This window comes from Pedobacter sp. MR22-3, assembly GCF_026240075.1.
Taxonomy (GTDB): Bacteria; Bacteroidota; Bacteroidia; order Sphingobacteriales; family Sphingobacteriaceae; genus Pedobacter.
The window spans coordinates 534885-554438 of record NZ_JAPIVF010000005.1; the positions used below are offsets into that span (position 1 = coordinate 534885).

The window sequence follows — 19554 nt, forward strand, 5'->3', positions numbered from 1 at the left end:
CAAATATGGACAAGGCAAAATTTACCAGTCAGTCTCCCATTGTAGTAGGATTAGATATCGGTACTACAAAAATTTGTGTTATCGTTGGCCGCAGAACCCAACATGGTAAGATAGAAATCTTAGGAATAGGCAAAGCAGAATCGGCAGGTGTGACACGTGGAGTGGTTTCTAACATTCAAAAAACCGTGCAAGGCATCGCGCAGGCAGTAGAAATCGCAAGCGGACAATCCAACGTAGAAATACAGGTGGTAAATGTAGGGATTGCTGGTCAGCACATCAAAAGCTTACAGCATAGAGGGATTTTAACAAGAAGAGAATTAAACAACGAAATTGGTAAAAAAGATATCGATAAGCTGATTGACGATATGTTTAAACTGGTGATGCCTCCAGGAGAGGAGATCATCCATGTATTGCCACAGGAATTCACCATTGATAACGAACCGGGAATTAAAGATCCTATAGGTATGGCTGGCGTACGTCTGGAAGCTAATTTTCATATCATTTCCGGTCAGGTTACCGCGGTGAAAAACATCATTAAATGTGTAAACAATGCAGGATTACAAACGCAGGATTTAATTCTTGAGCCATTGGCGTCTTCTGAATCGGTGTTGAGCGATGAAGAGAAAGAAGCGGGGATCGCATTGGTAGATATTGGTGGTGGTACTACAGATATTGCTATTTTCCATGAAGGCATTATTCGCCATACAGCGGTAATTCCATTTGGTGGTAATAGTGTAACTGAAGACATCAGAGAGGGTTGTTCTGTCATGCGTAACCAGGCTGAGTTGCTGAAAACACGTTTTGGTTCTGCCCTTGCTGAGGAGAACAAAGAAAATGAAATCATTTGTGTACCAGGTTTACGTGGACGCGAACCGAAAGAAATATCAGTCAAAAACCTGGCTTATGTAATCCAGGCACGGATGGAAGAAATTATTGAGCATGTATATTACGAAATCAAATCTTCCGGATATGAGAAAAAATTAATTGGTGGCATTGTCATCACAGGTGGTGGCGCACTGTTAAAGCACTTATCTCAGGCAGTAGAGTATGTAACAGGTTTAGATTGCCGCATCGGATATCCGAATGAGCATTTATCTAAATATGAAGATATGCCGAAAACGATTTATGATGACTTGAAAAGCCCAATGTATGCCACCAGTGTTGGATTGTTAATTAAAGGTATTCAAAAAGCAGAAGAGCTGATTGAGGAAATGAAGCAACCAGGGGTATTTGTAGAGAAGCCAAAAACGGTTAAAGAGAAAGAAAAACGTGGACCAGGTTTGTTTGATAAATTACTGGCGAAAACGAAAACATTCATTCAGGACGATATGAATGTGAGTGATGAAGATTACTTAAAAAGCTAAAACTTTTCCACAAAAAATGAGTTTTCCACATTCTTAACAAATGTGGAAAACGTATGTTGAAAAAGTGTTAATATTACATTGAGTAATGAACAGAATTTAAAAATTTTTAAACAACTGATTCATAAAGATATGCAGTTCGAAATGTTAAAAGATAAGTCTTCAATTATTAAGGTAATTGGTGTTGGAGGCGGTGGCGGCAACGCAGTAAACCATATGTACCTGTCAGGTATTACTGGTGTAGATTTTATTATTTGTAATACAGATGCCCAGGCTTTGGAATCTAGTCCTATCCCTAACAAGGTGCAATTAGGGGCCAGCTTAACCGAAGGAATGGGTGCTGGTTCTATTCCTGAGGTGGGTAAAAACTCGGCAATAGAGAATATAGATGATATTAAAGCTATGCTGGGTAGTACAACCAAAATGCTTTTTATTACAGCAGGAATGGGTGGCGGTACCGGTACAGGTGCATCGCCAATTATTGCGAAAGCTGCTAAAGAACTTGATATTTTAACTGTTGCCATCATTACTACTCCATTTTCATTCGAAGGGAAAAGACGTCGTCTTCAGGCTGATGAAGGAATGGAAGAGTTAAAGAAATATGTAGATTCATATCTGGTTATTTCAAATGATCGCTTACGTGAGATTTTTGGAAACCTGACCTTAGGTTCAGCATTTGGGCAGGCTGACGATATTTTAACTACTGCAGCTAAAGGCATCGCCGAAATCATTACTGTTCCAGGTTATATCAACGTGGATTTTAAGGATGTGCGTACCGTGATGAAAGATAGTGGCGTAGCCATTATGGGTAGTCATTCTGCTGATGGCGAAGATCGTGCATTAGAAGCGGTGGAAGGTGCTTTAGCTTCTCCATTATTGAAAGATAATGAAATTGAAGGCGCCCGTTATATTTTATTGAACATCAGTTCTGGTCTTCGTGAAGTAACCATGGATGAGGTTTCCATTATTACAGATTACATTCAGGATAAAGCAGGTTTATCAGCAGATTTAATCTGGGGTAACTGTACGGATGAATCATTGGAAGATAAATTATCGGTAACCATTATTGCTACGGGCTTCCAGACTTCAGAAGAGCGCGTTCATGAAGAAAAAAATAAGAAGAAAATTTCACTGTTAACACCAGAAGAAGCACCATTGGTTCGCCCGATTGAACCGGTAAACTCTTTTATTCAGCCAAAAGCAGCACCATCTTATGAGCCTGTTTTAAAAGCAAAAGAAGAAGTTTCACAAGCAGATCTTTTTGGTGGAATGTTCAACAAGCCAGAAGCTCAAAAACAGCAGGAGCCGGATAACCATATCGTTCGCCATACCCTGATGGAGGAAGAACCTCAGGTAGAAGAGCCGAAAGAAACCGGGTTTGAGTTTGAAGTGAAGTTGGCCGAACCTAATTACGTATTTGATACACCGGTTGCTGAACCAACTCCTGAACCAGAAATGCCGGTGGTTGGTTTAGATGATGATAAAAGTGACGAATCAATGGAAGAGCAGTTGAAAAAATCTAAAGAACGTATTTTACGTCTGAAAGATTTGAGCATGAAACTGCGTACAACCAATGGTTTACAGGAATTGGAAAATGAACCTGCTTATAAACGTAAACAAATGCAATTGCAGCAAGTTCAGCATTCTTCAGAATCACAGGTGAGTCGTTTTACACTCAGCAACGATCAGGATGGTGGTACAGAGATCAGACCAAACAATTCTTTTTTACATGATAACGTTGACTAAGTCTGACCACATATAATTTTGAGCCCCCGATACAATATCGGGGGCTTTTTTGGCATAAAATTAGATCGTTAAAAATCTTAATTGACAGGCAAAAGATTAATCTAATTGATTTTAAGACGAATAAAGCTTAAATTCGCAAAATTTTATTATACAAAATACACAGTACATTGGATATATTCGATAAGATAGCAAAGCACATGGGCCCGCTTGGTCAGCACCAAAAATGGTCACATGGGTATTTCTCATTTCCAAAATTAGAGGGAGAGATTGCACCGCACATGCAATTCAAAGGAAAAGAGCATTTGGTTTGGAGCTTAAACAATTATTTAGGTTTAGCCAATCATCCGGAGGTTAGAAAAGCTGATGCAGAGGCCGCGGCCGAATTTGGTATGGCTTACCCAATGGGTGCCAGGATGATGAGCGGTAACTCAAAATATCATGAGCAACTGGAGCAGGAACTTGCTGCGTTTGTTGGTAAACCCGATGCATTTTTGTTGAATTATGGCTATCAAGGGATGGTTTCGATTATTGATACCCTGGTTGATAGAAATGATGTAATTGTTTATGATGCAGAATCTCATGCCTGTATTATAGATGGCCTGCGTTTGCACATGGGCAAAAGATTTGTTTACCAACACAATGATATTGATAGTGCCCGTAAACAATTAGAACGTGCGACCAAACTGACTAAAGAATCTGGAGGTGGTATTTTATTAATTACCGAAGGTGTTTTCGGCATGAGTGGTGCGCAAGGTAAACTAAAAGAAATCGTTGACCTTAAAAATGATTTCGAATTCCGGATCCTGGTTGATGATGCACACGGTTTTGGAACCATGGGTAAAACAGGCGCTGGTACACATGAAGCACAGGATTGCATTGAAGGCATTGATGTTTACTTTGGAACATTTGCTAAATCTATGGCTGGTATTGGTGCATTTGTAGCGTCTACAGAAGAAATCACTAATTTCCTAAGGTACAACATGCGTTCTCAAACCTTTGCAAAAGCATTACCTATGCCAATGGTTAAAGGACTTCTAAAACGTTTAGAACTGTTAAAAGGAAAACCTGAGCTTAAGGATAAATTATGGGAAATAGCCACCACCTTACAAAAAGGACTACGTGAACGCGGTTTTGATTTAGGGGTAACCAATTCAGTTGTGACCCCCGTTTTCTTAAAGGGCGAATTAACGGATGCTACTGCCATTACCTTCGATTTACGTGAAAATTATAGTATTTTCTGCTCAATCGTAGTGTATCCGGTAATTCCTAAAGGAATGATCGAATTGCGTCTAATTCCAACAGCTGTACATACATTAGAAGATGTTCAACGTACATTGGATGCATTTAGTGAAGTTTCAGAAAAATTGGAAAACGGTTATTATAAAGAAAATCAGTTTGCAATTGCATAAGCAGTTATAGTATTAGAATACAGGAGCCAATTATTTAAGATAATTGGCTTTTTGCTTTACCAGTGTTTCTTAGGTTGACTTTGATCTGCGTGGAGAAGAAAAAAAGCACTTTAAACAGCTATTTTTATTTAGGAATATTTTTGTTTGTGCAACAAACCATTTAAATTAGAGTTAGATAATTAAAAATCAAACCTTTAAACTACAGGAGTACAAGAAAATGAAAAAATTTGAAGAAGTGAAAAGTTTAGTTGCAGCTTTGGAAGCTGATGCAGACAAGTTTTATAACAAGGGGAATAGCGCCGCTGGAACCCGTGTTCGTAAAGGTATGCAAGATTTAAAGAACTTAGCCCAGGCCATTCGTTTGGAAGTACAGGATACAAAAAATAAAGCTTAAACCAATATTAGATATTTGACAAACCTGCCTTTGAGTGAATCCCGAAGGCAGGTTTTTTGTTACTTCAAGAGCATAAGCTTATAGTCATCTGCATAAACTCCCTCACCAAATTGTACCAGTTTTTGTTTGGAGAAACGGAAAAATTTGAAGTTTTCTGTCATGCCATTATAGGTTCTGTAAATCAGCATATCTCTATCATCTCCATAAACCTGGACGGCAGATCTGTTAAGATTTTTAAATTCCTGCTCGGTCATACCGATCGTAAATTTCGGTTCGTAATACTGAATCGCGTTACAGCCCATCAGCGTTGCGGCTAATAGGCACATTAATAGTAGCTTTTTCATTTTGTGTTTAATTTGTGTGTAGAATGCTGTATTCAATTTCTATGCCTGCATAGTATTCTTTAATAGAATGTTGGTGTCTATTTTTATTAATAGGTTAAGGTGTGCTGGTAAGTTGTTGACAGGTAGCGGAATAACCTACTGTAATATTTTAAATACGTATAAAAAAACAGGTTAATTCCATTGCTGAAGAGCAAAAGAACGAACCTGTTTCCATTTAAACACACGCTTCAAATAAAGCAATGTTTATTATTTAGTTATACCAGTTGAGCAAGCTTTGCCAATTCGTTTTCAATGGCATGATCTAAGGTAGTAGAAGCTTTAATCAAAGGTAACCTTACTGTATCACCGCAAATGCCTGAATGTTTCAATGCAGCTTTAATCCCGGCAGGATTTCCTTCTGCAAAAGCCAAACGTGTAAACTCAACCAAACTTAAGTGTGCAGGAACAGCAGCCTTAAAGTCGCCAGCCAAGCATTGTCTTACCATATCAGAAAACTGTTTGGGGATTGCATTGGCTACGACAGATATTATCCCTGATGCACCTAAAGCAATCATGGGTAATGTAATCGGGTCATCTCCTGAGATCAATAGAAAGTCTTCGGGTTTATCCCTCATGATCTGGTTAAACTGATCAAAACTTCCTGAGGCTTCTTTAGTTGCAATGATGTTTTTGAAATCATGCGCTAACCTGCAGGTGGTTTCCGGGCTCATGTTGCTCATGGTGCGCCCGGGTACGTTGTATAAAATAAGATCCAAAGGCGAAACCTCCGCCAGGTGCTTATAATGTTGATAAATCCCCTCTTGTGTTGGTTTGTTATAATAAGGACTTACAGATAAAATTGCACTATATCCCGTCGCATCAAAAGTTTTGATCTCTTCAGCAACAGCTAAGGTATAGTTGCCCCCAATGCCGGCAACCAATGGTAATCTATTGTTGTTAATTTCAGCAGTGTAAGCCCACACCTTCTTCTTCTCATCCTTGGTCATCGTGGCGGTTTCGCCGGTTGTGCCTAAAGAAACGAGGTAATCTATCCCTCCGTCGATCAAATGATTAATCAGGTTTTTTAAACCGTTATAATCAACAGATCCATCTGCATTGAAAGGTGTAACCAATGCCACACCAGTACCCTGAAATTTGTTCATTATATATTGTAATTATTGAATTTTGAATGAAAGATTGACCGAACGCTCACATTCTGCCATTCATTAAATCTAATCATTCCCTTATTTTTTATTTTAACATATCTATAAGTTCTTGATCACTAATGATCGGAACTTTTAGTTTGGTAGCCTTTTCCAGTTTGGATGGCCCCATATTATCTCCGGCTACCAGATAGTTTAATTTACCGGATATTCCGCTCAAAATTTTACCACCATTGGCCTCAATGAGGTCTTTAAGTTCCTCACGACTATAATTTTCAAAAACGCCCGAAATTACGAATGTTTTTTCAATAAGTTTATCACTGGACAGCTCAATTAGCTTTTCTTCAATTTCGAAGCGTAAATTGGCTAATTTTAATAATTCTATTTGATCGAGATGCTCTTTTTTTGCAAAATACTCAACAATGCTTTCAGCAATTCTTTGTCCGATTTCATCTATAGCAATTAATTCCTCAACGGTTGCTTTCGATAAACGATCGATATTCTTTACTCCGGCAGCCAGCTTTTTAGCTACAGTTTCGCCTACATAGCGAATGCCTAAACCAAAAAGTACTTTTTCGAAAGGCATTTCTTTTGATTTTTCTATGCCCATCAGCATGTTCTCAATAGAACGCTCGCCAAAGCGATCCAATGTTTTCAGCTGATCTGCCTTTTGGTACAAGGTATACAAATCACTAATATGATTTACCAGGCCATGTTTATAAAAAGTTTCAATGGTTTCATCGCCAAGGCCATCAATATTCATCGCCTTGCGGGAAATAAAATGCTGTATTTTTCCTACAATCTGTGGCGGACAACCTTCATCATTTGTACAATAATGAACGGCTTCACCCTCTTTTCTGATGAGTTCAGTGCCACATTCAGGACAATTGTGCAGGTAATAAATCTTTTTCGAGCCGGCGAGACGTTTATTCAGGTTTACCTTAATAATCTTCGGAATAATTTCTCCGCCTTTTTCTACAAAAACAGCATCGCCTTCATGTAAATCCAGTCTTTCAATCTCATTGGCATTATGAAGGGTGGCCCTTTTTACCGTCGTACCTGCTAGCAGAACTGGCTTTAAATTAGCAACCGGCGTAACTGCTCCCGTACGACCAACCTGATAAGTTACCTTTTCGAGAATGGTTTCTACTTCTGCAGCTTTATATTTATAGGATATAGCCCAACGCGGAGATTTGGCCGTAAAACCCAATTCCTGTTGCTGCGCATAACTGTTTACCTTAATTACGATCCCATCAATATCATAGCTGAGTTTAAAGCGCTCATTTTCCCAATGGTGAATAAAGGCCAATACATCATCAATATTTTGAACCAGTTTATTGTGTTCACAAACATTAAATCCCCAATTTTTTACAGCCATCAGGCTATCCCAATGGTTTTTAAATTCATTTTTATCAGTATAAAGAAAGTAAATAAAACCATCCAATGGTCGTTTAGCTACCTCCTTGCTGTCCTGCATTTTGATGGTTCCGGAAGCAAAATTTCTGGGGTTGGCATAAGGGATTTCACCAAGCTCTTCACGTGCAGCATTTAAACGCAAAAAGGCAGCTTTATGCATAAAAATTTCTCCCCGAATTTCAAAATGTGCCGGTGCCTGGTCTGATTTAATTTGATGGGGAATAGTGTGAATTGTTTTTACATTATTGTTTACATCATCACCTTTGGTGCCATCACCACGGGTTACGGCCCTAATCAGTTTTCCATTTTCATAAGTTAAACTGATGGATAAACCGTCGAATTTTAATTCACAAACATATTCGAAATTATCCCCTATGGCTTTTCGAATCCGTTCGTCGAAGTCACGGAGGTCTTGCTCATTATACGTATTGCCCAGCGAAAGCATGGGATATTTATGCTGAACAGTGATAAAATTTTTGGTGATATCGCCACCAACCCGTTGAGTCGGGGAATTTGGATCTGCATAGTCTGGGTTCGCCAGCTCCAGTTCAGCCAGGTGCTTTAATTTTTTATCGAACTCAAAATCGCCGATAGTTGGCATAGCCAGCACATAATAATTATAATTGTGCTGGTTAAGTTCGGCAACCAGCGCATCCATTTCCTCTTTTATTTTAAACAGCGACATGACACAAAGATAAAAAAGGTTAACTTGCTTTTATACTTTGAAGCACAAAAAGCTATGGGAAATGAGTGACATTACCATTAGCTTAATTTTTTATAGATAACAGGTGCAATTACGATTAAGCCGGATCTTGATTGGTGTTTTTATTTAGTAGCTGAAGAAACTCAATCAAACCAATAGCTTCTGTGTTGTTAGGAAGAGGATACCTCTCGGTACCCGAGTAAACTACAAATTTTTCGGTGGCACCAATATCTTTACATGCGATATGAAAACCTTTCGCAATTTTTGGTGAGGCTGATCTTTTGACCTCAACCGCCCAGATTTTATGATTCGGGCCTTCCAAAACAAGATCAATTTCTGTTTGTGTGGCCGATCTATAATAACTGTATTGCCATTTACTGGATAACTGACCAATAATATTTTCTACCACAAAGCCCTCCCAGCTTGAACCTAATGCAGGGTGCCCGAGAAGGTCTTCTAAGCTAGATATGTTAAGTAATTTGTGCAGAATTCCTGTATCGCGGATATAGATTTTAGGAGACTTTACCAATCTTTTTTTAGTATTTCCTGCCCAGGGTTGCAGTTGCCTCACCATATAAAAATCCGTTAATACATCCAGATATAGTTTCACTGTTGGATGGCTTACTTCCATGCTTTTGGCTAAATCTGTATAAATTACCTGTTGTCCGTTAAAATGAGCTAGCATAGACCAAAATCTTTTTAATCGGTTTGCCGGTAAACTTGGTCCCATTAATGGAATGTCACGTTCTACATAAGTCGAAATAAAATCATTTAACCATTCCCAGCTTTCTTCAGCATCAATAGCAAGAAAACTTCCTGGAAACCCACCTCTAAACCAAATTTTTTCTACGCTAAAACCAAGTGGATCATGATTGTAGATTTCCAGTGCATTAAAGGGTGTAAGTTCTATGTACCTGATTCTGCCTGCTAACGTTTCTGATGATAGTTGTAGCAGGTCTCTTGATGCTGAGCCCAACAGCAGAAAATGACCGGCTTGCTCACCTGCTCGCTTTCTCAGATCGACAATTCCCCTTAGGTTAGGAAAAAGATCTGGTTTACGCTGAACCTCATCAATAATCAGGATGACATTTTCAAATCTTTTTAAGTAGCTTTCAGAATCCTGAAGCTTATTAATATCCGTATCTAGTTCGAGATCCAGATAACTGGTTTTTTTAGCTGAAAACTCACCGGAGATTTGAAATGCCAACGTTGTTTTACCAACTTGTCTTGGCCCTAAAAGCGCAACAATTGGAACGCTTTTTAAACCTTTAACAACTTTTTCTTTAATTAATCTTTCAATCATAACCTTGTAATTTGAAACCTTTGCTTTCAGATTACAAACAAATATACGATTAAACCTTGTAATTTGAAAGTTACACTTTCAAATTACAAGGTTGGTGAAGTAATATTAATAATTACTTACATTAATTTGCCTTCAATCTCATCGAAAATATCCATGAAATCTTTGGCCAGAACGGGTTTGAAAATTCCCAATTGAAAGGTCAGTTCCCGTAACTGAAGCTCATTTAAAGTTTCGGGCCACAGGCGCATGCAGATTCTATTTAAGGCATAGCTAATGTTTTCCAGCTTTTGGTAGCTTAGTAAATATTTGCTACTGATGAAATTTTCCAGGAATTTCGTGAAAACGATCTGGTTTTTAAGTCCGCAATGCTCCAGGAAATCAGTTAACGAATTTGGATTAACAGCCACCAGCTTATCATAAAAATGATTGACCTGAATGAGATTCTGCTCAATTAATAAATGATCTAACAATAATTCTAAACCAATATGAGCCAGAAACGAGGGGCGAATCGGCGTATCAGTTACGATGGGCTTAATAAGCTCCTTTAGCAGAGCAGTTTTTTCCAGAAAAAAATCAGATGAATGAAAATATAAATCAACGGCTAAATGTCTTTTCCAGCCTTTAAGCAAGTTTTCCTCATCCGGATTTCCTATAAACAGAAACTCATTTTTTTGTGGATAAAGATTAAATTCTTTCGAAGCATTTTTGATCAGATCGGGCAAAACTGTTCCCATTACTATGTTAGCATCCTGCGTTAATCTTTCGAAATAATAATGGGATAGAAAGTTCATGTTGCAAGGTAATATTTTCTTTAGTGATGCAAAATATCAGTTGATAAAAGGTGTTACCAATATATCTGGAGTTTTATGTGCATAATGAAACCCATAATCAGCTATTTCGAAATAAACGGCTGATTGGGGCTGCAGATTTAAAAGCTGGTTTAGCGTCATCAACTAATTTGCATTAAAGCAAGTGAAAATTTTATCTTTGCACGCACGAAAATAAATTGCCTATACAATGACGAATTTTGTTGAAGAGTTAAGGTGGCGCGGCATGCTGCATGATATAATGCCAAATACAGAAGAAAAGTTGAATGAAGGGATGACATCTGGTTATATTGGTTTCGACCCTACTGCGGATTCCCTTCATGTTGGTCACTTAACGCAAATCATGACACTCATTCACTTCCAAAATGCAGGGCATAAGCCATTTGCTTTGGTTGGAGGAGCTACTGGTATGGTTGGCGATCCTTCTGGTAAGTCGGATGAGCGTAACCTTCAAACACCGGAAATGATTGAACATAACCTGAAAGGCATGAAAAGTCAACTTTCCAAATTTCTAAAATTTGAAGAGGGTGGCAATGGTGCAGTAATGGTAAATAATGCAGACTGGTTTAAAGATATGAACCTGTTTACGTTTATCAGAGACGTGGGCAAGCACATTACCGTAAACTATATGATGGCTAAGGATAGCGTTAAAAGACGCCTGGAAGGTGATTCTGGCTTATCCTTTACCGAATTTTGTTACCAGTTGATTCAGGGATATGATTTCTATCATTTATGGAAAAACGAAAACTGTCTGGTGCAGATGGGGGGATCAGACCAATGGGGAAACATTGTAACCGGTACCGAGTTAATCAGAAGGAAAGATGCCGGAACAGCTTATGCCATTACCACGCAATTAATTAAAAAGGCTGATGGAACCAAGTTTGGCAAAACAGAAAGTGGTGCCGTTTGGTTAGATCCGGCGAAAACCTCTCCATATAAATTTTACCAGTTCTGGTTAAATGCATCTGATGATGATGTAAAGAAATGGATCAGGATTTTTACGCTAAAAAATAAAGAAGAAATCGAAGCCCTGGAAAAGGAACATGATGCAGCACCACATTTGCGCATTCTTCAGAAAGCTTTAGCCGAAGACATTACAGTGAAGACGCATTCAGCAGAAGCTTTGGAAACAGCTATTAAAACTTCGGAGTTCTTGTTCGGAAACGGTTCACTTGATTTTTTAAAAAGCTTATCAGAAAACCAGGTGTTGGAAATGTTTGAAGGTATTCCGCAGTTCCATATTTCTAAATCTGAATTAAGTGCTGGTATTGATGCGGCAACTTTGCTTGCAGAAAAGGCTGCTGTTTTTCCTTCTAAAGGCGAAACCAAGAAACTCATTCAGGGTGGAGGCGTTGCGGTAAATAAAGAAAAAGTAACTGATGCCATGCAGGTTTTTGATACCGGAAACCTGATTAATGATCAGTTTATTGTCGTACAAAAAGGAAAGAAAAACTATTTTCTCCTGATTGCAGAATAAACGCTAAACAAAAAAGGCTCAATCAAATTGAGCCTTTTTTGTTTGGAAACTGATTAATGATCAGTTTCCAATTAGAATGCTAATGTTTAGCATCGGCAGGGGTATTCGATATAGAGTCAGCCAGCATTTTACCTTTTGTGGTATCCATAGCTGCTGAATCTTTTTTATTCGTATCTGAATATTTATAGGTGCTATCTGCATTTTCCTGATCTGCTTGTTTTCCGTTACATGAGGCCACAAATAAACCTGTTAGGGTTAGTGCTGCCAAGAAGATATTTTTCATAGTATAAGGTTTTGTATAAATAATCCTTTTTAGCAGGTAATTGTTTTAGCTAATTGAGTTTTGGAATTAATTCAGTTACTGTACAAGCAAATTACAGCCTCTAATATCGGCATTGTCAAATCTGCCCAACACTTCAAAACTTTGGTCAGCATTTATTTTACCCAAATCCTGCGTGGCGATGAATGAGCAAGAATTAATATTGGCGAGGTCAATTACATTTATTCCTCCTGTTTTTCCTTCAGGAATCAATGTTAAAGGATCATTGGTATCCCGGATCAGTACTTTCATCCAGTCCGGACATTGAAAAATGCCCTCACCTAAAGAATAAGCCTGTGAAAGCAATTCGGTCATGCCATATTCACTGTGAATAGCAGGTACGCCAAAACCTTCTGTTAATTGCTGGTGAAGTTCTTCCCGAACCATTTCCTTTCTTCTGCCCTTCATACCGCCTGTTTCCATTACAATCAATTCAGGGAAATTAAGATCGAATTTCTCTACAAAATCCAGTAAGGCATAAGTTACACCGATTAAAACAGTTGGTTGATTCCTGGTTTTAAGATCTGTTAAGGTTTGCAAAAGGTCATGATGGTTATCCAAAAAATAACCACTCTGTGGATGACCGCTTTTTTCAATCAGATCATTAACCATATAAATTAAAGAAGAACCTGATCTTTGCTGGTAGGAGGGAAGTAAAGCCAGAAAACAGTAATCTGATACTTTGCCATAAAAATGATTGAAAGCAAGCAGGTAACTTTGCTCATATAAAGCCACATCTGTTACGTAATGGCTGCTATGACTCATTCCTGTAGTACCAGAACTGCTGAAAATTACTTCAGCAGGATGTTGATTACTCACGATCTGATGCGTTTTGAAAAAACCAATGGGCAGAAACGGAATCTGTTCGATGGCGGATACCTGATTGACATCAATTTTTAAATGATGAATATATTCCCGGTAAACCTGGCAGTTTGCTGCCTGTAATTTAAAGGTTGCTAAAGCCTGGTCTCGAAAAGACTGAGCATTGTTTATTGTAAAAATATCAGTATTTGTCAAATCCACGTTGCAAAAGTACGAAGCCTTATGCTATTTTATCGTCAGTTTTTTTGGCCAGCATGGCCATTCTAAATTGATAGCCGCAATAACCGCTGATTCCGGCCACTAATCCGCTAAGTATTCCCGTTACCAATAATAGTACCCACCAGAGCTTTACACCTGTCATCACCGCCACCCGGCTGGCTAACAAATTATCGTTTGGTAAGCTTTTAAATAGCGAATAGCCAATCCATAGTAAGCTTATAGCGAAAAAGGAATGCCAGAAAGCAATTTTGCCGGTTTTACCTATAATACCGCAAGTGGCAAAGGCCACCACAATAATTACCCACCAGGGTGCAATCATTTGAAGGAAAAAGCAGATGATGACGATAACAATAAAAACCATTTTAAATTATTTAGAAATTTTTAAACGAGAGATAATTTTTCCAGACTGATCATCCGGCGTTTGCATATAAAACAAATCGTATAACTGACCTTTTGCCCAGGTATCAATCATATTATCATAAAATTTGCTTCCGGGGTTACCAGATTGCCCGCCTGGATATACACCATGGCCTTTAGGATTTTTGCCAAGTTCGATTACCATTCTCCAGGATGGACCATTTGTTTCACTTAAGGCATTGATGGTGCTTTTTGCTCCGCCAATCTGTAATACTTCAGATCCAAAACCTGGTATTTTGGCCAGGTGCGGAACATTGCTTTGTTTCACGTTAGACCATCTCCAGTCTTTATTGATCGGCCCGAATCTGCGTTCCAAACTATCGCAACTGTATTTAAACGATTCATTAACCAGATCAGCGAGGTTTTCCCTCCGACTGGTATTTACATTATCGTACCATTTGGCAGCTGGTTCTTTCAATATCATTTCAACCGTGCGGTCTCTTGATGGATAACGCATTGGAATACCTTTAACTGTAAATTCATCGTCCCAAATATCGAATGCGAGGCGCTTAGTCCAGATTTCAAAAATACTGGCTGCAATTTCACCTGCATCATAACGTTTATTCCATTTAGTTAAATAATTCAATGCTTCTTTTTGGGTAGCGTTTAAATTTTCCGGATTTAAAAGTGGCAATATAGCAGGAACCAAGTTTTGGGCCAGGATGCTGTAATTATCAGTCTGCATGAGTCTGATGCTGTCCATCGTAGCCTTATTCATCGCCGTTAAACGGTCATTAATTCGCTTTCCGCGTTCATAAGGTGCGAATTCCCAATTGAGGTAGTAAGGATAAGTCTGATCAGTAGAAGATTGGTTAGCTGAACTTACAAAACCCCTTGGCGGATTTTTCACAGTAGGGTTTTGTGAAGCGGGAATCCAGCCATGCCAGTCGTATGCCGGATCGGTACCATCGAGAATAAATTTTCCCTGGTTTTTCCATTTCAGTGGAAACTTTCCATTTGGCGTGATGGCGATATCATTATCCACACTGGCAAACACAAAGTTTTGTGCCGGTGCGGTATAATAGGTTAATGCTTTTCTGTAATCATTATAGTTTTTACCCCTGTTCAGGTAGTAAAATGTCATGAGTTCATTTGAACGGTCATGTGCGATCCACCTTAAGGCATCACCCACAGGCACACTGTTTGCTTTAACGAAATTTGATTTCTGAAGATAAACCACAGGTCCCTGATGGGTGTAGTAAACGGTATCGATAAGATCCTCGCTTCCGCGGATTTTAATCACCTCCAGCCGTTTAGTTGTTTTATTCCATTTGTTGTTGTACCAGTATTCATTATGCGTACTGTCTTTAAATTTGATCTGATAGAAATCGAGCACATCTGCTGCAACATTGGTTACACCCCAGGCAATTTTCTGGTTAAAGCCAATAATAATTCCTGGTGCACCGGGCAGTGAAACACCATAAGTATTGATACCGGGTGCATGCAATTGAATCTGATACCAGATGGATGGCAAACTCAGTTCCAGATGCGGGTCGTTGGCTAAAATCGGATAGCCTGAAGCGGTTTTACTTCCGGAGAGGGCCCAGTTATTGCTTCCGATGCCCTCTACTTTTTGTTTGGTTTGTACATCACCGGTTTGTGTTGTGGTGAAACTTTCAGGGGTTTTGGGAATGGGTAATGGCGAAAAATTCCATTTAGTACCCACCGGAATAATCGGATCTTCTTTAAAAGGATAATCCGGGAAAAGATTTTTGGTAATTTCAGGACCAAATTTTTTCAGGATGTTGGTCATATAAAATTCATCAGATCCCATGGCTAAAATGGCCGACATTTGTTTGAGCAAAAGCGCACATTTGAGCGGGGTCCATTGTTCCGGTTTAAAATCCAGTATTTTATATTCGATAGGATAATTGGAACGGGAGAGTGTTTTGATATAGGCATTAATCCCTTCGGTATACGCCAATATCATTTCCTTTGATTTTGGATCAGCCATCATGCCCTTAAGCGAGTTTTCAGCACCATATACCATGCCCATTCTGCGCTGATAACGGTCGCTTTCGCGTGCAGGTTCAGATACAACTACCTCACTGATTCTGCCTGCTGCAAAACGCGTTTGAAAATCCATTTGCCAAAGGCGGTGCATGGCGGTTACATAACCCTGGGCCAGGTAAAGATCATGATCATTCCGGGCAAAAATATGCGGGATCATTTTGTCGTCGAAAAAAATTTCGACCTGATCTGTAGCACCCTTAATTTTCACCTTATGGTTAAACATAAAATGATTGTTTTCAGCATTTTGCCAAAATCCCATAAAAGGGTTTAAGAACTTCAGCAGGGGTGGAGTACTTCCAATTTTTGTATTGAAAAAGAAAGCCAGGCTAATAGGTATGATGATGCAGAATAATGCTCTTAATTTGTTCATGTGGGTTCGCAAAAATCTCAGAAATTACAGTATCTATTTAACTGATCGTTTATAAGGACTGCAAAATACAACAAACAGAATGTCAATCAAAATTATATATTCAATCATAAATATTACACACCATACTGGTGAAGTCAAAAATAATATTTAAGTTTATATGACTAATAATACAAACCAAATAGCAATTTATTTATGAGCAGGATTTTTACACAAATTTTATTTGCGTTATTATTGATGTGCACGATGAATTTAACTGCACAGGCACAGCGCATTACGGTCAGTGGATCTGTAAAAGATAAGCAATCAAAAGAAGGATTGTCAGGTGTGAGCCTGATGGTTAAAGGGCAACCTGGCGGTACGGCATCTGCTGCTGATGGTGCCTTTAGTTTTTCAACTGCTGCAAAGTTTCCATTTACCCTGGTTGCGTCTTATGTAGGTTATGGTACTGTGGAACAGTTAATTAATAGTACGGCTACCGGAATTGTAGTGGAGATGGAAGCTGCTGTGCTTTTGGGTGGTGATGTGGTTGTTTCTGCATCCAGGACACCTGAGCGCATTCTGGAATCACCGGTTTCCATTGAGCGGATGAGTGCTGCTTCTATCCGCGATATTGCGGCACCTTCATTTTATGATGCTTTAAACAATATGAAAGGTGTGGAAAGCAGCACGCAGAGTCTAACTTTTAAATCCATCAATACACGTGGTTTTAACTCCAATGGGAATACACGTTTCAATCAGTATATCGACGGAATGGATAATCAGGCCCCAGGCTTAAACTTTTCAGTAGGTAATATTGTGGGCATCACTGAGCTGGATGTTGATCATGTAGAATTATTGCCGGGTGCATCGTCAGCCTTATATGGTGCCGGTGGTATCAACGGAACCTTATTGATGACTTCGAAAGATCCTTTTAAATATCAGGGTGCCAGTTTTCAGTATAAATCGGGTGTAAATCATGTAAATGATGAAAACAGCAGCGTGCAGCCCTTTAATCAGCTGGATGTCCGTCTGGCGAAATCATGGAATAAAAAATTTGGTGTGAAGGCCGCATTTTCATTCTTGCAGGCCAAAGACTGGTTTGGAAACAATTATTCAAACTTTGACCGGAATGCCAGGACAGCAAAAACGGGTGACCGTAGCAGTGATACCAATTATGACGGGATCAACGTATATGGGGATGAAGTGAGCCAGAATATGCGGAACGTGGCACTGAGCGTACAAAATGCTACCATTTCCGGAATTAATGCAGGTTCAGGTGGCGCAATCCCAAACATCAAGGCTTTAATGGATGGTACCTTTGGTGCTGCTATTCCAAATGCCGCACAACAAGCTGGTTTCCTGGCCGGACTGCCCGCCGCATTGAGGCCTGCAGTTCAGAATTATCTTCCTTTTTATGTGGGCTTAAAAGCTAATCTTATCCCGGATCAGAATGTTTCCAGGACAGGTTATCAGGAATCTGATCTGGTTGATTATGATACTAAATCGCTCAAGGCATCTGGTGCAGTTTATTATAATTTCACCAATACCATTCAGGCGGTAGCACAGGCGAACTGGGGCACAGGTACTTCAGTTTATACCGGATCAGATCGTTATTCGCTACGTAACTTCAATATTGGTCAGTATAAGTTGGAATTAAAAGGGGAGGATTTTTATTTAAAAGGATATACCACGCAGGAGCGTTCAGGCGATTCTTATATTTCCTCTATTTTGGGTAGTTACATCAACGAAGTTTCAAAACCCTCTACTACCTGGTTTCCACAGTATATCGGTAATTACATAGGGGCGAGGGCTGCCGGACAAAACGATGCGGCCGCACATGTACTTGCCCGGAATGCCGCCAACCAGGGAAGGTTTGCACCTGGAAGCGCGGGGTATGAAAATGCTAAAAATACCATTATGAATACCACCATCAGTGCTACATCTATCAATAGCACTGATCCAACAAAAAGTGTTTATGGAGCCAGGTTTGATGATAAATCCAATCTTTATCATTATGAGGGCATGTACAATTTCACCAATGCGTTTAATAAGGTAGTGGAGTTTCAGGTGGGTGCATCCTATCGTTTATATGATTTGAATTCTGCCGGAACCATCTTTAATGATTTAAATGAATCGATTGATATTAATGAATATGGTGCATTTGCACAGGTAGGTAAAAAGATGCTGAATGATAAACTGAAGATTACTTTTGCCGGCAGGTATGATAAAAGCCAGAATTTTGAAGGCCGTTTTACACCACGGATTACCGGTGTGTTTACCGTGGCCAGGAATAATAACATCAGGGCATCATACCAAACAGGGTACCGCAACCCAACCACACAAAATCAGTACATTGATCTGGCTGTTGGCGGTGGGTCGCAACGTTTAATTGGCGGCTTGCCTGAAATCATTTTCAATAAATATCACTTAGATGCGAATAAACCTTATACCGATGTAAGCTACCGTGCTTTCCTGGCTTCAGCGGCCACAGGTACGCCAAATCCGGCATTATTGCAGCAATACACCTTTGATAGCAGGGGCGTTCGGCCTGAAAGTGTTCAGTCTTATGAGTTAGGTTATAAAGGACTGATTTTGCCTAATCTCCTGGTTGATGCTTATGGTTACTATAATATTTATAAAGACTTTATTACTGCCATTGATGTGTATCAAAATGTGGGTACGGCGGCCAGCCCTACTTTTGTTAAATTTGGCGTTCCGGTAAATGCTGAAGGGGAAGTGAGTTCTTACGGTGCCGCCCTTGGGCTTGATTACCTGATCAATAAGTGGACCTTAAGCGGAAACGTTTCATATAACCAGATTGGCGATTTGCCAGTCAACTATATTAACGATTTTAATACGCCGAAAATTCGTTTTAACCTGGGTTTAGGCAACAGGGAAGTGATTAAAAACTTTGGGTTTAATGTGTCTTACCGCTGGCAGGATAAATTTTACTGGAACTCTTCATTTGCCTCAGGAGATGTACCGGCTTACAGCTCGCTTGATGCGCAGGTGAGTTTACAAATCCCTTCAGTAAAATCGGCTATTAAACTGGGTGGATCGAATGTGATGAATAAATATTACATCACCTCTTATGGTAACCCTGCTGCAGGGGCCATTTATTATATTGCTTATTCTTTTAATCCTTAGTAATACCTAAATCTATAAGGTTTTCAAATCCTTATAGGTTTTTTAAAAAAGAAGAACGGGCTGGTTATGCTCTGCGTTTATAAGTGTTATGATTTAATGAAATCGCTATTATACGCACAGAGGCTGGTAGCGGGGTGCAGATGATC

At 39.3% G+C, this 19554-nt stretch carries 15 protein-coding genes; 6 read left to right on the forward strand and 9 right to left on the reverse strand.

From position 1 onward, the window contains the following. The first annotated feature begins 5 nt into the window (after positions 1 to 5). The 4 genes from ftsA (at position 6) to OQ267_RS14855 (ending at position 4910) form a co-directional block, all read left to right on the forward strand. The gene (gene ftsA, locus OQ267_RS14840) at positions 6 to 1364 is read left to right on the forward strand and encodes a cell division protein FtsA (RefSeq protein ID WP_088300059.1); all 1359 of its coding nucleotides are present in this window, start codon (positions 6 to 8) and stop codon (positions 1362 to 1364) included. Between the two features lie 129 nt (positions 1365 to 1493). Then, positions 1494 to 3107, forward strand: coding sequence for a cell division protein FtsZ (ftsZ, locus tag OQ267_RS14845; protein WP_088300377.1), 1614 nt, complete (start codon positions 1494 to 1496; stop codon positions 3105 to 3107). Between the two features lie 167 nt (positions 3108 to 3274). Further along, positions 3275 to 4516, forward strand: coding sequence for an aminotransferase class I/II-fold pyridoxal phosphate-dependent enzyme (locus OQ267_RS14850; protein WP_088300058.1), 1242 nt, complete (start codon positions 3275 to 3277; stop codon positions 4514 to 4516). A gap of 217 nt (positions 4517 to 4733) precedes the next feature. After that, the gene (locus tag OQ267_RS14855; RefSeq protein WP_010602932.1) at positions 4734 to 4910 is read left to right on the forward strand and encodes a hypothetical protein; all 177 of its coding nucleotides are present in this window, start codon (positions 4734 to 4736) and stop codon (positions 4908 to 4910) included. Between the two features lie 59 nt (positions 4911 to 4969). Here OQ267_RS14855 and OQ267_RS14860 read toward each other — a convergent pair whose 3' ends face one another. The 5 genes from OQ267_RS14860 to OQ267_RS14880 form a co-directional block, all read right to left on the reverse strand. Further along, on the reverse strand, positions 4970 to 5254 hold the full coding sequence (locus tag OQ267_RS14860) for a hypothetical protein (protein WP_140418626.1): 285 nt from the start codon (positions 5252 to 5254) through the stop codon (positions 4970 to 4972). Positions 5255 to 5508: 254 nt separating this feature from the next. Continuing rightward, positions 5509 to 6396, reverse strand: coding sequence for a 4-hydroxy-tetrahydrodipicolinate synthase (gene dapA, locus OQ267_RS14865; RefSeq protein ID WP_265836580.1), 888 nt, complete (start codon positions 6394 to 6396; stop codon positions 5509 to 5511). 88 nt (positions 6397 to 6484) lie between these two features. Further along, positions 6485 to 8497 (reverse strand): NAD-dependent DNA ligase LigA, encoded by a 2013-nt coding sequence (ligA, locus tag OQ267_RS14870; protein WP_265836582.1) that lies wholly within the window; start codon positions 8495 to 8497, stop codon positions 6485 to 6487. A gap of 115 nt (positions 8498 to 8612) precedes the next feature. Continuing rightward, a complete protein-coding gene (locus OQ267_RS14875) occupies positions 8613 to 9818 on the reverse strand; it encodes an ATP-binding protein (RefSeq protein WP_265836584.1) in 1206 nt (401 codons plus the stop codon). 116 nt (positions 9819 to 9934) lie between these two features. Next, positions 9935 to 10609, reverse strand: a complete 675-nt coding sequence (locus OQ267_RS14880) for a hypothetical protein (protein WP_088300052.1) — start codon at positions 10607 to 10609, stop codon at positions 9935 to 9937. A 226-nt stretch (positions 10610 to 10835) separates the two neighbouring features. On the opposite strand from OQ267_RS14880, the gene tyrS reads away from it, so the two are divergent. After that, positions 10836 to 12122: a tyrosine--tRNA ligase gene (gene tyrS / locus OQ267_RS14885; protein WP_265836585.1), complete on the forward strand. Its 1287-nt coding sequence runs from the start codon at positions 10836 to 10838 to the stop codon at positions 12120 to 12122. A gap of 79 nt (positions 12123 to 12201) precedes the next feature. On the opposite strand, the gene OQ267_RS14890 is transcribed toward tyrS, so the two are convergent. From OQ267_RS14890 to OQ267_RS14905, 4 genes are all read right to left on the reverse strand, one after another. Further along, positions 12202 to 12405, reverse strand: a complete 204-nt coding sequence (locus tag OQ267_RS14890; RefSeq protein WP_088300050.1) for a hypothetical protein — start codon at positions 12403 to 12405, stop codon at positions 12202 to 12204. A 75-nt stretch (positions 12406 to 12480) separates the two neighbouring features. Then, entirely contained in the window at positions 12481 to 13458 is a 978-nt protein-coding gene (locus OQ267_RS14895; RefSeq protein WP_322974874.1) for a hypothetical protein, read from the reverse strand. Between the two features lie 25 nt (positions 13459 to 13483). After that, complete coding sequence (locus tag OQ267_RS14900) at positions 13484 to 13843, reverse strand: hypothetical protein (RefSeq protein ID WP_265836589.1); 360 nt, start codon at positions 13841 to 13843, stop codon at positions 13484 to 13486. 6 nt (positions 13844 to 13849) lie between these two features. After that, positions 13850 to 16171: a penicillin acylase family protein gene (locus OQ267_RS14905; RefSeq protein WP_265836590.1), complete on the reverse strand. Its 2322-nt coding sequence runs from the start codon at positions 16169 to 16171 to the stop codon at positions 13850 to 13852. Positions 16172 to 16474: 303 nt separating this feature from the next. Here OQ267_RS14905 and OQ267_RS14910 point away from each other — a divergent pair, with 303 nt between their 5' ends. Continuing rightward, positions 16475 to 19408, forward strand: a complete 2934-nt coding sequence (locus tag OQ267_RS14910) for a TonB-dependent receptor (protein ID WP_265836591.1) — start codon at positions 16475 to 16477, stop codon at positions 19406 to 19408. The last annotated feature ends 146 nt before the right edge of the window (positions 19409 to 19554 follow it).

Bases quoted from the DNA above. Each gene is read 5' to 3' on its own strand.
- ftsA (WP_088300059.1), top strand. From the start codon at position 6: ATGGACAAGGCAAAATTTACCAGTCAGTCTCCCATTGTAGTAGGATTA.
- ftsZ (WP_088300377.1), top strand. From the start codon at position 1,494: ATGCAGTTCGAAATGTTAAAAGATAAGTCTTCAATTATTAAGGTAATT.
- OQ267_RS14855 (WP_010602932.1), top strand. From the start codon at position 4,734: ATGAAAAAATTTGAAGAAGTGAAAAGTTTAGTTGCAGCTTTGGAAGCT.
- OQ267_RS14860 (WP_140418626.1), bottom strand. From the start codon at position 5,254: ATGAAAAAGCTACTATTAATGTGCCTATTAGCCGCAACGCTGATGGGC.
- dapA (WP_265836580.1), bottom strand. From the start codon at position 6,396: ATGAACAAATTTCAGGGTACTGGTGTGGCATTGGTTACACCTTTCAAT.
- ligA (WP_265836582.1), bottom strand. From the start codon at position 8,497: ATGTCGCTGTTTAAAATAAAAGAGGAAATGGATGCGCTGGTTGCCGAA.
- OQ267_RS14875 (WP_265836584.1), bottom strand. From the start codon at position 9,818: ATGATTGAAAGATTAATTAAAGAAAAAGTTGTTAAAGGTTTAAAAAGC.
- OQ267_RS14880 (WP_088300052.1), bottom strand. From the start codon at position 10,609: ATGAACTTTCTATCCCATTATTATTTCGAAAGATTAACGCAGGATGCT.
- tyrS (WP_265836585.1), top strand. From the start codon at position 10,836: ATGACGAATTTTGTTGAAGAGTTAAGGTGGCGCGGCATGCTGCATGAT.
- OQ267_RS14890 (WP_088300050.1), bottom strand. From the start codon at position 12,405: ATGAAAAATATCTTCTTGGCAGCACTAACCCTAACAGGTTTATTTGTG.
- OQ267_RS14900 (WP_265836589.1), bottom strand. From the start codon at position 13,843: ATGGTTTTTATTGTTATCGTCATCATCTGCTTTTTCCTTCAAATGATT.
- OQ267_RS14905 (WP_265836590.1), bottom strand. From the start codon at position 16,171: ATGGGATTTTGGCAAAATGCTGAAAACAATCATTTTATGTTTAACCAT.
- OQ267_RS14910 (WP_265836591.1), top strand. From the start codon at position 16,475: ATGAGCAGGATTTTTACACAAATTTTATTTGCGTTATTATTGATGTGC.